Origin of the sequence: Pseudoalteromonas sp. Z1A6 (assembly GCF_011378745.1) — a bacterium.
Classification (GTDB): Bacteria; Pseudomonadota; Gammaproteobacteria; order Enterobacterales; family Alteromonadaceae; genus Pseudoalteromonas; species Pseudoalteromonas arctica.
Window position 1 is genome coordinate 1 of the sequence record NZ_WTKW01000069.1, and the last position, 14,756, is coordinate 14,756.

Annotated in this window: 7 protein-coding genes; 1 reads left to right on the top strand and 6 read right to left on the bottom strand. The window is 39.8% G+C overall.

All coding sequences use genetic code 11. The features are described from left to right. Positions 1 to 274: 274 nt before the first annotated feature. From GQR46_RS06510 to GQR46_RS06535, 6 genes are all read right to left on the bottom strand, one after another. On the bottom strand, positions 275 to 2,692 hold the full coding sequence (locus GQR46_RS06510; RefSeq protein ID WP_165740479.1) for a glucan 1,4-alpha-glucosidase: 2,418 nt from the start codon (positions 2,690 to 2,692) through the stop codon (positions 275 to 277). Positions 2,693 to 2,702: 10 nt separating this feature from the next. Next, a complete protein-coding gene (locus GQR46_RS06515) occupies positions 2,703 to 4,208 on the bottom strand; it encodes an MFS transporter (RefSeq protein ID WP_010555040.1) in 1,506 nt (501 codons plus the stop codon). Beyond that, a complete protein-coding gene (locus GQR46_RS06520; protein WP_165740480.1) occupies positions 4,201 to 6,060 on the bottom strand; it encodes an alpha-amylase family glycosyl hydrolase in 1,860 nt (619 codons plus the stop codon). The genes GQR46_RS06515 and GQR46_RS06520 overlap by 8 nt, the downstream gene beginning before the upstream one ends. Before the next feature lie 90 nt (positions 6,061 to 6,150). Next, positions 6,151 to 8,001, bottom strand: coding sequence for a glycoside hydrolase family 13 protein (locus tag GQR46_RS06525; protein ID WP_165740482.1), 1,851 nt, complete (start codon positions 7,999 to 8,001; stop codon positions 6,151 to 6,153). A 2-nt stretch (positions 8,002 to 8,003) separates the two neighbouring features. Continuing rightward, entirely contained in the window at positions 8,004 to 9,494 is a 1,491-nt protein-coding gene (locus tag GQR46_RS06530) for a tryptophan halogenase family protein (RefSeq protein WP_165740484.1), read from the bottom strand. 109 nt (positions 9,495 to 9,603) lie between these two features. Continuing rightward, positions 9,604 to 12,387: a TonB-dependent receptor gene (locus GQR46_RS06535; protein ID WP_165740487.1), complete on the bottom strand. Its 2,784-nt coding sequence runs from the start codon at positions 12,385 to 12,387 to the stop codon at positions 9,604 to 9,606. Positions 12,388 to 13,048: 661 nt separating this feature from the next. On the opposite strand from GQR46_RS06535, the gene GQR46_RS06540 reads away from it, so the two are divergent. After that, a complete protein-coding gene (locus GQR46_RS06540) occupies positions 13,049 to 14,671 on the top strand; it encodes an alpha-glucosidase family protein (protein ID WP_165727403.1) in 1,623 nt (540 codons plus the stop codon). Positions 14,672 to 14,756 lie beyond the last annotated feature (85 nt).

Sequence of the window (14,756 nt, forward strand, 5' to 3'; positions counted from 1 at the left end):
CTACTGGCCTTCAATTAAAACCGTCAACGTATTTTAGGACGGGACAACTACAGCATTTTATACCAATCCGCAATAATACTTAATCATTTTGCGGGGCTAAACGTGTCGCTAACTGCGTTAAAAAATTCTCATTTACGACTGCATGGATGCAGAAGGTAGAGCAATGCAGGAGCAATTGCCGAGAACAACTAAATAGCGAATTTTTTGCCTAGCTAACAACACGTTTTTCCTGCCTCAAAATAGCTCACTTAATTAAGCGAATTGGTATTATATATTAGTCTTTAAGCGATTCGGCAACCACAGGGTAATAATCCCAAACTTGTTTATCACTGAGTGAGCGTACAAGCTTGATGTATTCTGCGTGTGTCCAAGCTAGAGGTGTTGCTGAGTTTGTGCCCTCGCCTAATTCATAACCTGCTTTATTTACGCCAACGCCATCCCATACTTGCTCAGGTAGCATCATGCCGCTATTAGCAAATTGCTCTAGCCCTTTTACGTAACTATTTTTAATGTCCGCTTGTTTTGCATCATCTAGCGTATTATTTGCGTTTGCGGCCGCTATTTCATAGTGTCCGCGTTCACCTGTAAAAAATGGCCATACACGACCACGTTGGCCTGGCGTGTTGCTCCTGCTTTCGGCGTAATTAGTACCTGTGGTTTCATCTTCGCCGTAACCGTCGTTGCCATAACGGCGATAGCCTGCAAATGTGCCGCTACCATCGGTAAAGTTAAAGCTGTATTTAACTTGTAAGTTATCTTCAAGCGTTTCGTCGTCATACTCAGGTAGGGTTTTAACTATACTTGAATCGTTGGCACTTCTTACTCCATAGCGGACTAATTCTAAAAAACCACCATCTAAAATCTGCTTTTTGTTAAAACCTTCACGGCCATTGTTGGCGTTAATTTTAGTATTAGAGTTAGCGTCGGTGTCTTGACCTATACGAATAAAATACTCGCCATCGGTGCTATCACCTTTTAAATTACCTTCGGTGGTAAACATTTGCGATTCTATATCATTGTTGTACTTTTTAGCCGTTGCTAAATAACGATCTGCATTTTGAGTATCACCGCTGAGTGTTGCTATGTCACTGGCTGTTATAAGGCCAGCAACAACGGCAGCCGTTGTAGAGGGAGAATAACCACTTTGCTCTTCCCAGCGCTCTTGCTGTGTAGCAGGTGGAGTGATTTGCATGTCGTTCCATAAAATTTTAGCTCTTCCGCCATCAACTAAAAAGTCAGCTGCCGGTTTTAGCATGCGTGCGTACCAATCTTTAAGTTCGTTATCACTTAGTACGTTTGCTTGATGTAACTTCCACGCAAGCATAATCGGCATAGCCGTTTGATCTAGCTGTACCCCTACCCATTCAAGTTCACCGTCAACATGTGTTTTTTGTAAAAACCATCCTGTATCACCATTGTTACCGGGGGTTTTGCTAGTAACTTGTACTTTTTCAAGGTATTCGAAGGCCGTTTTTGCAGTCGCTGTATCGCCTAAGGCCATAAATGCCATAGCTACTTGATAAAAATCACGAACCCATACCGCTTTGTAACCAGTCGAACCCTCTTTGGCTGAAACAGTTTCACCCCAAGGATTAGAAAGTGAGGCAATGAGCGCACCCGCATTAGTTTTGTCTTCTTGCGCTTTTAGTACCATTGCACTGGTATAAAGTAGCTTACCGTCATCGGCTGTTTGCTTAACCATTGTATTTAATGGCTCAAGGCTTTGTAAATAATCTTCCCAGCCTAGCGCTTCACCTTTACCGTTGTAGGCATCAAGCACATTTTGATAACCTTTAGATAAGCTCTGTGCACCTTGTTGCTGGCTTTGCTGCTGCGTTTTACCAAAGCTTAGTGCTAAATCAAATGTGGTATTACTATCGATATTACCAAGCTCTGCCAGCAGAGTGACGTTACCGGCCTTATCGCCAGTGTTTGAATATTGTTTGCTTAGTGTGTTTTGTTTTTTAAGTGAGGTGATGCCATCGCTCACACCTGTAAAGCCTACACTTTGCATTTTGAATGGCGTAGATGATTGCAACGTTAAAAAATTATCATCTTCCCATGCTACTAAGCCTTGCTCAGTGGTTTTTGCAAAATCACCTAAGCCGTTGTTGTTTATATAAGGGTTAACAGCAACATACGCTTTCACGCCTTTAAGTGATGTATTAAAAATACTGCGTACAAACAATGTTTGTCCGTCAGGGTCGGTGAATATGTGTTTTTCGAGGGTAAAACGCCCTTTCTTATCTGTACTTGTTACTTTGTAAGCAAGCGATAGTGGTCTGCCTTTATCGTCTTTATGTAAGTAATCAATTGTAACGTCTAAGTCGTCAGCTTCAGTGACTGTAAAATCTTTACCGGTTACTACAAACTGCATATCTTTAATTTGAGCTTGGTGAATGAGTCCAAACATAGTTTCGGTGATCATACCTTTGGCAATTGAAAACCATACTTTTGATACTTCACCTGTCGCAGCATTGTTATTATATTGGCCGTTTTGGTATTGCTCAAAAGAAGTACCAATTCCGGTTTTACCCGCGTAAGCCCAATATGGTTCAGCACCTGGTGCACCTGGTGCGCCAGGAGCTGCTGAAACTGTAGCGTCAATATTTTCGTTATTCGTATTTTGTGCACCACAGGCTGTTAAGCCCAAAGTTAAAAGAGCGGTAGTAATAAGGTTATATTTTTTCATTGTGTGACCCTTAGTTTGAATTTTTAACGCGCATTACAGCAATCGCAGCAACAACGAATGATGCAGCACCAATTAATAATGCGTAAATAGGCTGGTTAGAAAATACGTGGCGTAAAATAAGCCCTAAAATACTAGCGGCAAGCAATTGCGGTATAACAATAAAGAAGTTAAAAATCCCCATATACACGCCCATTTTATTACTCGGTAGTGCATTACTTAACATTGCATAAGGAAGTGATAAAATAGAAGCCCATGCAAAACCAACGCCTATCATTGGAATAAGAAGCATTTTTGGGTCTGTTATAAACATAAAGCTCGCAAGGCCCAATGCACCTAGTAGTAAGTTAAAGCAATGTGCGCCTTTTAAGCCCATCTTTTTAACTAAGAATGGAATACACATAGCGGCAATAGCCGCAAAGCCATTGTAAGCTGCAAATAAAATGCCGACCCAATCAGCCCCATCGTTAAAGGCTTTACTTGTTGCATCACTGCTGCCGTAATGAAAGCTTGTTACTGCGGCTGTGGTGTATATCCACATAGCAAATAACGTAAACCAGCTAAAAAACTGCACCCAAGCAAGCTGCTTCATTGCCTCTGGCATGGTAAATACATCTTGTACTACTTGGTAAAAACCGCCTTGTATTTTGTTAGCAGCCTTTAATGCGCTTGCTATCCACTGCACAATACCAAACGCTAGTAAGCCACCAGCAAGTAGGTATAACTCTTTTTCAAGCGATAAACCCATTACTAATGCAAGGGTTGCTAAACCTAGCACCACAAAAATAATGGCACCTTTATTAAAGTTGATATCTACTAATGCGGTGTTAGTCGGTTTGGCAGTGTGGTTTTCAAAAGCAGCTAATTGCTCAGGACTATATTCTTTGGTTCGCATAACTGTCCAAAGAACTGCGACTAGCAATACGACCCCACCCCAATAAAATGAATATTTAACAGATTCAGGGATTTGCCCTGGCGCAGCGGTATTACTTACGTCAAACCAATTGGTCATCATCCATGGTAGCGCTGAGGCTAATACCGCACCAATACCAATAAAAAAGCTTTGCAAGCCATAGCCCGTAGCACGTTGTTTTTCTGGCAGGTTATCGCCTACAAGTGCTCTAAAAGGTTCCATAGTGACATTGATTGAGGCATCCATAATCCATAACATACCTGCAGCAATCCAAAGGGTTGGTGAATGCGGCATGATAAAGAGTGAGATAGTAGTAAGTACCGCCCCTATGAAAAAGAATGGACGACGACGACCAAAACGCCCCCATGTTTTATCACTCCAATAACCAATTATTGGTTGCACTATTAAGCCCGTTAGCGGTGCTGCAACCCATAAAATAGGAATATCATCCACTTGTGCGCCTAGGGTTTGAAAAATACGGCTCACATTGCCGTTTTGTAGTGCAAAACCAAATTGAATACCCAAAAAGCCAAAGCACATATTCCATATTTGCCAAAAACTTAGATTTGGTTTGTTGCTGTCATAATTATTATTTTGATTATTCATGATTAGCCTTATTAGTTAAAACTGCGCTACTAAATGCATCTAGCGAAAGCATAAGCTTTGTAACTTCTTTGTCAGTGATGATCTTTACCGTGTTTTGTTCAAGTAAGTCGTGTAGCGGTTTATTTCGCTCAAAGGTATTAGCTTGCTCTGGTGTTAAATTAATTAATACCGTTTGTGGCTCCTCACTAAAATTACTAAAAACATAAACAGATTGCTGTCCCAGCGAGCGTACAAAACCAACAACGCGTTCGCTATTGCTAAGTGAAAGCTCTGACATGGTTCCACCTACAACAGCGGGTAAACTATTAAGAGCCATTATTGATTTATAATAATCACGAAGTGATGCTTGCTCGCTTGACAAGTTAGCGCCGTCGAATTTGCCGTTGTTCATCCATGCTTGATGCGCTGGTACACCAATGTAGTCAAAAATACTGGTGCGAGTAGATGTGCCAAAACCTGCGTTTTCAGATCCGTCCTCCCCCACATCTTGAGCAAAATATAATAAAGTAGGTGCGCGACTAATTAAGCTAGAAACTACCATTGCTGGTTTCCCCCAGCGTGCATCACCTGCAAAATCGGGGCTCGCAATGCGTTGTTCGTCGTGGTTTTCTAAAAAGTGCAACATGTGCGATTCAATATCGTTAACGTGGCTTTGGGCTGCAAAAATCGTATTAGCAGCTTGCTTACCCTGCATAATGGCTTTTAATGTGTCGTAAAAGCCGACTTTGTCATACAAATAATCCATTTTTCCTTGCTGAATATACGCTCTGTACATTTTCGGGTTATAAACTTCAGCCAATAAAAATGCATCCGGTTTTTGCATTTTGATTGATGAGTTTAAAAAACTCCAAAATTCAACTGGCACCATTTCGGCCATATCGTATCTAAAGCCATCAACGCCTTTATCAAGCCAGTACAAAGTGATATCTCTAAATTTATACCAACTATTAGGAAGCTCTTTATTTTGCCAAAAAGCGTAATGAGCGCGATAATCTTGGTTTTTTAGCTCTTTAGGTAATGCAGGAAAGTCATAGCTGCCATCTGGCTTTACACCATAGTTAACTTTTACGGTTTCATACCAATCGTTTATATCAGGTTTTGGTGCTCGCGCCCCATTCCCCGTCCATTTTGCTGGCGTTTCATCAAAAAAACCATCAGCTAATGGATGCGTATTACCACCTAAAACGAGGTAACTTTCTGACGCTGGAACCTGAAAAGACTGCCCAGGTACATAATAAAAGTTGTTATTTTTATCGTACTCTTTACTTTTATCATCCTGCTCACCAAAGTCTTTTACTCCTTTGGGTTTTGCTACTGATTTATAATCACGCGCAACATGGTTAGGGACAATATCAATAACCACTTTCATACCATGTTGATGAGTGCGCTCAATCAGATCACTAAACTCACCCAACCTATTAGTCACATTTATGGCTAAATCGGGGTTAACGTCGTAGTAATCTTTGATTGCATAAGGTGAACCTGCACGGCCTTTTACTACATCCGGATCGTCTTGGCTAATGCCGTACTGTGTATAGTCGCCCACTAACGCATGGTGCAAAACACCGGTATACCAAACATGGGTCGTCCCTAGCTCTTTAATGCCAGCTAATGCAGCATCGTTAAAGTCAGCAAATTTGCCTACACCATTTTGCTCTTTTGTACCCCAAGGTACATTTGCGGTTTGTGTGTTACCAAATAAACGTGTAAACACTTGGTATACAACAGGCTTTGTTAACTCATTTTGCGCCTGTTTAGGCATTTGCTGTTGTTCGATTTCATTATTGTCTGAGCACGCACTTGTTATAAGTGCGCTACACAGTAATGCGGGTACATAAACTGATTTTTTCATTGTGTGTCTTTTTGTCAGTAGTGTTATAGCTTTATACTAAAGATAACTGCAGCAAGCATACAGTTGCTGCATACGTATTCACTTAAACATTCACGGCGTATTAATCACTAATACCGTAGCAGCCATTGGCTCTAAGTTAATACTGTTAGTTAGTTTAAAAGTGTGTTGTGTGAATAATGCCTGCGCATTGGCATTTTTTGGTATGGCTTCTTGCATGTAATCAAGATTATGCTTTTGTTTTACTTTGTTTTTATTCATAAAAACTAATACTGTTTGCGTATCACTAACGCGAGCATAACTATAAACACCATTATTCGGACTGAAATGAACGAGCTTACCCTTTGCAAGCGCCGGGCTTTGCTTTCTAAAGTTAAGTAGCGTGCTTATAGTTTCGTGCATATCGCGCTGATCTTTACTTAACCCGACTCCAGTAAACGCATTAGCGTTTTGATTTTTGAACCCACCAGGAAAATCAATGCGTATATCACCATGATCTTTACTCGGCGTATTATCCAATAATATTTCGGTTCCATAATATATTTGAGCAATGCCGCGCGTTGTTAAAAACAAAGTCATCGCCATTTTAGTTTTAGCTAAGTCTTGCCCAAGCTCCGTATATACACGGCTCATATCGTGGTTATCAGCAAACACCATAATGTTATTGGTGTCTGGGTATAAAAAATCGTTAGCTAATGACTGATATACTTTAACCCAGCCTGTGCTCCAACTTTCATCTTCATTTAAAGCTCGAATTACCGCCTCTTGCAACGAAAAGTCCATCACACTGGGTAAGCTTGACACATACCCATCTTGATTTACTTTACCGCGCTGCCAATACGACGCTATTGCAGGGTTTGAAGTCCACTCCTCACCAACAATATTAAAGTGTGGGTATTCGTCCATAATGGCTTTTGTCCAATCACTTAAAAATGCTTTGTCTGAGTAAGAGTAAGTATCAACACGAATACCACTCAAATCCGCGTATTCAATCCACCAAATAGCATTTTGAATTAAATATTCACTTAATAATGGTTGGCGCTGATTTAAATCAGGCATGCTAGCAACAAACCAACCATCGCTAAATTGGCGTTTATCGTAGTTGCTAGCGTGCGGGTCTTGAATTGTTTGGCGCGCATGGCTTGTCGCATTTTTACCATTTTTAAATTCGCCATTAAAGTTAATCCAATCTTGGGTGGGTTTGTCTTTAACCCAAACATGTTCAGAGCCAAAATGATTAAGTACCATATCCATAACAAGGCCTATGCCTTGCTCTTTTGCTTTTACAGATAACGTTTTGTACAACTGGTTTGAACCCATACGTGGATCAACGTTATAAAAGTCTGTGATCGCGTAACCATGATAAGAATAATCTGGCATGTTGTTTTCAAGTACTGGCGTTAGCCAAAGCTGTGTCACGCCTAAATTATTTAAATACGGTAATGCGTTAATAACACCTTGAATATCCCCTCCATGTCGCCCGCCTTTAAAGCCTGGATTTGCAGCTTCTAGCATGCTTTTAACGGTGTCATTTGTGGAGTCGCCATTTACAAAGCGATCTGGGTTAATTAAATATAAAGCATCTGCACTTGTGAAACCTTGGCGTTGCGCGCTATTTTTATCTCGAGTAAATAAAGGAAACTCAAAGCTATGCGCTGTATTAGTGCTGTTAAACTTGAGCGTTCCTGCTTTGGCGTTATCGCTAATATTTAAATGAAGGAAAGCATAATTAGGGTTGTCGGTACGTGTTACGTTATTAAGTTCAACCCCTTTATACTTATCTAATTTAAATTCTTCGTTAGCTATATTTTGCTCATGCACGAGTACTGTAATGTTATTTTTATTCATTCCGACCCACCAATTGGCCGGCTCTACATTAAGTGCATAACTAAAGCTTGGTAAGCTACATGCGCTTACTAGTAAAAGTGTGTTTAAAAATCGCATTATTAAACCTTTTTAATACTGGCTAAAAAATCTTGATGAGTTGGTAGCTGCGCAACTGTTGAGTTTATCAATGTTTTTAAGGTAGAAAATAAATCGCTCAGTTGCTCATCACTTAACGAATCCACAATACTATTGTAGTCATCAGGGATAAGCCCTTGCCCTATCATTACTTGCTGCCAAGCAACCTCAGCAAATAGCTCGTCGTCTTCGCGTACTACCTTGCCTGTTTGCTTAAATAAATTCATTTTTTGGCTCAGGGAGTTAGGTATATCCATTTGCCTACATTGGCGCCAAAATGAGGAGTCTTCTCGCTCGGTGAGTTTATAATGCAAAATAATAAAATCACGTATGTGCTCTAATTCAATAACGCTTTGTTTATTAAACTCCGTTACTAACGCATCGCTAATACCGTTGTGTGGAAATAGCTTAATTAAACGCGTAACCGCAGTTTGAATTAAATGAATACTGGTTGACTCTAGCGGCTCTAAAAAACCACTTGAGAGGCCAACCGACACCACATTTTTATGCCATTGCTTTAAACGCCGACCTGTTTTGAATTTTATAATACGGGGCTCTGTAATTGGCTCAGCGGGTAAGCTTTTTAGCAGTAACTGCTTAGCATCATCATCTGACAAGTATCTACTGCAATAAACAAGGCCATTACCAATACGATTTTGCAGTGGTATTTGCCATTGCCAACCAGCACTATGTGCAATAGATCGCGTATAGGGCTTAAGCTCATGAGTACTTTTTGTTTGTACGGCTACTGCACTATCGCATGGTAAGTAATGAGACCAATCAATAAAACCTGTATTTAGTGTTTGTTCAATTAATAGTGCACGCAGCCCGGTGCAATCTATAAATAAATCCCCACTAATTTGACTGTCGTTATCAAGTGCTAGGCTTTTAACATTGCCTGTATCGCATTGTTCAACATGGCTTATTTTTGCATCTATGTGTTTAACACCGCGCGATATAGCCAACTTTTTTAAGTATTCAGCGTAAAGCGTCGCATCAAAATGATATGCGTAACTCAGCCCAGGTAGTTGGGTATTAGGAATGGTATTTAAAGGGGCAAATTTATGCTGTTTAGCCGCTTGGTAATTGAGTGAAAAATCCCATAGTTCGTCTTCGCACCCCGTAACTTGGCCTTTTAACCAAAAATTATAAAAATCACAAAAAGGAAAGTCTTTACCAAACGAGCCAAACGCATGCATGTAGCTATGCCCTGGCGTTTTCCAATTTTCGAACTCAATACCTAATTTTATTGAAGCATTAGTGGCATTAATAAAATCTTGCTCGTTTATACCCAGCGCGTTATTAAGTTGAACAATCGGCGGTATAGTGGCTTCGCCAACCCCCACGGACCCAATAGACGATGATTCTATCAATGTGATATTAATTACTTTACCTAACACTTTATTAAGCAAGGCTGCTGTTATCCAACCTGCGGTACCACCGCCTGCAATTACCACGTGTTTTATTGGTTTCATATTATTATCCACGTTTTATTAAATTTAAGTACGGTTAAAAAGTTAGGTAAACTAGCTATAAAAAAGCCCCTGTAACACAAATTACAAGGGCTTCTACACACAGTTTTTATTATAGCTTGTAGCTAAAGCCTAACAAGTAAGTACGCCCGTAATCTTGGTAATCACGTACTTGTAGAGCATTATCGCCTGAAAGCGACGTAAACGGTTCCTCTGTCAAGTTTTGTACTTGAAACTGAATTGATAAACCTTCAAGGCTTTCAATGCCGGCCTCAGAGAAGTCATAACCTGCTTGAACATCCCAAATAGTTTCACCTAAAATATCAACTTGTTCAGTGTTAAAACCTAAACCATATACATCACCTTTAAAGGCACTGCGTTTGCGCATACTGGTACGTAATTGCATACCATGCATTTCGTAGTAAACTGTTAAGCTTTGAATTTTATCCGAAAGACCTGGTAGCTCGTAATCGTTACCGTTTTGATCTTCAATATCAGACTCAATACCAGTATGGCTGGCAATTAAACCAAAACCTTCAAGAGATGGATGGAATATTTTAAATGGTAACGCCAGTGAAAGCTCGTAACCATATAAATCGCCACCGCCGCCATTTATTTTACCGCTGCCTGTACCTGATGATGTTGCAGGAACTTCACCTGTTGAAGGGTCAGCTACGCCTGACATATCAATTGCATACGTGCCGTCAAAAATCCACTGAGTTAAATCTTTATAGAAAAACGCAGCAGAGAAGTAACCTTCATCGCTAAAGTAATTCTCGTAAGTAAAATCGTAGCCGGTTGCTTCTTTAGGTTCTAAATTTGGGTTACCACCCGATACAGACCAATAGTTGCCATTTTCATCAGGTGTTTGATTATATGAAGCATTAACTGATGAATTCATTTCATCTAAGCGTGCACGAGAAATTGTTTTAGCAGCACCAAAACGTATCGTTTGTTGCTCATCAATCGCAAGTGACAAGTTTAAGCTAGGTAATACGTGCGAGTAATCATGACTTATGTTTGTAGGTGATGTAACAACCACACCATCAACAGTACTAAATGCATTACCTTGTGATGATTGATCAGTTTGTACATAACGCACGCCCACGTTACCCGTTAATGCAAGGCCACTTACTTCAGCATTAATATTAGCTTGAACAAATGCAGAAGTAATTTCTTCTTTTACAGTCCACGATTTAGTCGCATGACTTGTATTTGTTAAGCTCTCTGCCAGTAAGTCGTAATAACCGTCGTTAACTAAGCCATTTACGTCATAAGCAATCATATCGCCCATGCCTATAAAACCTAAATCAACACTTCCGTTACGGTACTGTTCTGGCACATTAAGCATGCCTGGGTTATTAAGCGAAAAGCTAGATAACGTCATAAAGTAACCTTCTGAATCTTTTGTTTTCTCACGTTCTTTGTAAGACATACCAAATTCAATAGAACTTATGTACTCGTTTTCTAATACCTTTGAAGCCGCTATTTTTAATGTTGATAGCTCATCTTCAATGGTCGGTGCATTAATAAAACCATCTTGCGCTTGGTTTTCATACTCAGTACCAGTTAAACCATATTTATCGTTAAGTGCAGAGCTTGCACCCCACGATAGCGGGCCACCTAACTGTATTAAACCATAATCGCTATAATCTAAGTCATGAGTAAAACTTGCGCCGGTATTTCCACCATTAAATGTATAACCTAAGTTATCTGCAACACCGCGAGCATCACCACGCCCTGTACCTGAATAGCTCTCAACACTCCAGATTTTACGGTCTACTTGTGAATAACTTGCATCAAACTCTACTGACCACGAATCGTCAATATCATATTTAGTATTAAAACCAAAAGCTGTAAGTTCAGCTTCGCGTTCTTCATAATCGTTTCGAACTACTACACGTTGGCCTTGTGTTACTGCACTTGTTATAAAGCCAGATGCTTCATCAACTACAACACTATTTGCATCAATACTACCTTGACCCCATGCAAATGGAACTTCAATACCGCGTAGAATTTTTTCATCTGTAAAATCTACATATAACGCATCAAACGTCATGTTTAATTTGTCAGTAGGGGCTGCTTCAAGTACTAGCATTGCCGAATCACGCTCAAGGGTTGATGAACGTACAAATGGTTTAGCGCCGCCTAAAATTGAATAATCGTTACCATTTTCGGTGAATTCTGGGTAGCCCCATGAATTCCAACGTTTTTCTTGATTTGGTGAACTCATTGTATTTAAAGCAAATGCAACGCCAATTGTATCGTCAGCAAACTGATCAATGTATGAGATAGTGCCTCGATAGCCGTCATCATTACCGTCTGGATTTAATTTACCAAAGCTGGTTTGCTCATACTGCCCATTTACTTGCACAACACGCTCGCCTTTACTTAAAGGGCGCACGGTTTGCATATTAATAACACCGGCAATACCTTCAGCATCAATACTTGCATTTGGCGTTTTATAAACGGTTACACCGCTCATTATTTCTGATGGATAAAGGTCAAACTCTACACCACGGTTATCACCAATCGATACCTGCTCACGACCGTTAAACGTTGTGCCACTTTCATTCTCGCCAAAACCACGAATAGAGACACGACTTGCTCGCCCGTCTAAGCGCTGAGCTGTTAAGCCTGGTAAACGTGCAATTGATTCAGCAATTGAAGAATCTGGCAATTTGCCAATGTCTTCAGCCGATATAGATTCTACAACCTGTGTAGAGAAGCGTTTTGTGTTAATAGACTCAACCACACTGCCACGAAAGCCTTTAACTTCGATAACTTCTACATCATCTTTTTTTATTGTATCTTCTTGAGCAGCCTGTGTAGCAAAGCTTGATAAGCCTGCAGCTGTTAATGCCAAAGTTAATATACTTGGTTTGAACATAGACATAATGTTTCCCGTTACCCATATTGTGATACCCGCGTTCAATGCTTAAGTGATAGTTAAACAAGGCGAGCTAATTTTGTTGTCAGGATGAATATTAACGCCAGATTTATTTTATTAACAACTTTATGCATACGTATTCAACAATCTCAATATAGCCTAACATTAACATACATTACACGAATATAATTTTAACCATATGATTTTATTAAAAATAAACAAAACAAAAAACACTGAAAGGGAATGATATATTAAATCTATTCTGTAGAAAACTAATAGCCTCCCTACTTGAATGTAAACAAGATGAAATTAATTAGCGCTGTTATATAACGTTTAAATAATTGCACACTCACTAAGTGTTAAATTGGTCAGACCATTTCTAGTAAAACCAAGGGTATATTTCCTTTATAGTACAAACTGTTAGGTGAAATTTAACTAAAATATGAATGAATAACATAATTGGTAAACATTAAACACACAAAACGAACACCGCTAAAGATGCGCTAAGCGCTTATTTTAAATAATTTTATTGCATTATTTTTAGTGCATACGTATGCAGACTTTTTACAGAATTACAGGCTTCACGTATGCTTTTTGAAAATAACGTGATTAATCGTAATCACAATAAAGAATAGTCTAAATACTGTGTGGAATGACGGAGAAAAGCATGACCCAAAAGCAGTGGTATAAAGGTGCGGTTATTTATCAAGTTTATCCGCGTAGCTTTCAAGATAGCAACAACGATGGTATTGGTGACTTAAAAGGGATTATTAATCGTATTGATTACATTAAAAGCTTAGGCGTTGATGCAATTTGGATTTCACCTTTTTTCAAATCGCCGATGAAAGACTTTGGCTACGATATTAGTGACTACCGTGACATTGACCCGCTTTTTGGTGATTTAAACGATTTTGATGAACTTATTAGCCAAGCCCACGATCGCAACATTAAAATTATAATTGACCAAGTACTAAGCCATACATCAGATCAACACCAATGGTTTACAGATAGCCGCGAAAATCAAAATAACGATAAAGCGGATTGGTATGTTTGGGCTGAAGCTAAAGATGACGGCACAGCACCTAATAATTGGCTGTCTATTTTTGGTGGTGGCGCGTGGCAGTGGGAACCTCGCCGTGGGCAATATTATTTGCATAACTTTTTAACCGAACAACCCGATTTAAACTTTCATAATCCTGACGTAAGACAAGCTGTACTTGATAACGTAGAGTTTTGGCTTAAAAAAGGCGTTGATGGCTTTAGATTAGATGCTATTAACTTTTGTTATCACGATGCACAACTTCGCGATAACCCAGCTAAACCAAAAGATAAGCGCCAGGGTCGTGGTTTTAGTGAAGATAACCCATACGCATTTCAGTATCATTACTACAACAACACTCAGCCAGAAAATATTGAGTTTATGCAAGACATTCGCACATTACTTAATAAATACCCAGGTACTGTATCGCTTGGCGAAATCTCATCAGAGGATTCATTGGCGACAATGGCGCAGTACACCCAAGGTGGCGATAAGCTGCACATGGGATATAGCTTTGAGCTCTTAACAAATGATTATTCAAGTGAATATATTAGAACTACGGTTCAAACTCTTGAACAACGTATGACTGAGGGTTGGCCGTGTTGGGCATTTAGCAACCATGATGTAGAGCGCGTAGCAAGTCGCTGGAGTGAAAATGGCGAAATAAACCCTCAGCAATGTAAAATGCTAACCGCCCTACTTGCTTCCCTTCGTGGCAGTGTATGTATGTACCAAGGTGAAGAATTAGGTTTAGGTGAGGCAAGTGTTGCCTTTGAAGACTTACAAGACCCATATGGCATAACATTTTGGCCTAATTTTAAAGGGCGTGATGGCTGTAGAACGCCAATGCCTTGGGAGCAAGCTGATTCACCTCATGCGGGTTTTAGTGACGTAAAACCTTGGCTACCTGTTGATGATGCACACAAACAGCAATCAGTCGCTGTGCAAACTAATGATAGCAACTCAATTTTAAACGCCTACCGTGAGTTTATGGCGTGGCGCAAGAGCCAAACTGTTTTACTTGAGGGTGATATTGAGTTTATTGAAACGCCTGAGCCTGTGCTTGCTTTTTATAGAACGCTTGGACCGCAAAAAATGCTGTGCATATTTAATCTAAACTCTCAACAAACAAGTATTGATATGCCAACATCAATCGTTAAAGAATACAATGAGCTTAGCCACCACAGCGCAAAATTAAGCCAAGACACACTTACGCTTGAGCCTTTCGCTTGCTTTTATGCAAAGTGTTAATGACATCAAGAATTACACTTAATATTACAGCTAAGTTCTGTCCCGTCCTAAAATACGTTGACGGTTTTAATTGAAGGCCAGTAGC

Bases quoted from the DNA above. Each gene is read 5' to 3' on its own strand.
- GQR46_RS06510 (WP_165740479.1), bottom strand. From the start codon at position 2,692: ATGAAAAAATATAACCTTATTACTACCGCTCTTTTAACTTTGGGCTTA.
- GQR46_RS06515 (WP_010555040.1), bottom strand. From the start codon at position 4,208: ATGAATAATCAAAATAATAATTATGACAGCAACAAACCAAATCTAAGT.
- GQR46_RS06520 (WP_165740480.1), bottom strand. From the start codon at position 6,060: ATGAAAAAATCAGTTTATGTACCCGCATTACTGTGTAGCGCACTTATA.
- GQR46_RS06525 (WP_165740482.1), bottom strand. From the start codon at position 8,001: ATGCGATTTTTAAACACACTTTTACTAGTAAGCGCATGTAGCTTACCA.
- GQR46_RS06530 (WP_165740484.1), bottom strand. From the start codon at position 9,494: ATGAAACCAATAAAACACGTGGTAATTGCAGGCGGTGGTACCGCAGGT.
- GQR46_RS06535 (WP_165740487.1), bottom strand. From the start codon at position 12,387: ATGTCTATGTTCAAACCAAGTATATTAACTTTGGCATTAACAGCTGCA.
- GQR46_RS06540 (WP_165727403.1), top strand. From the start codon at position 13,049: ATGACCCAAAAGCAGTGGTATAAAGGTGCGGTTATTTATCAAGTTTAT.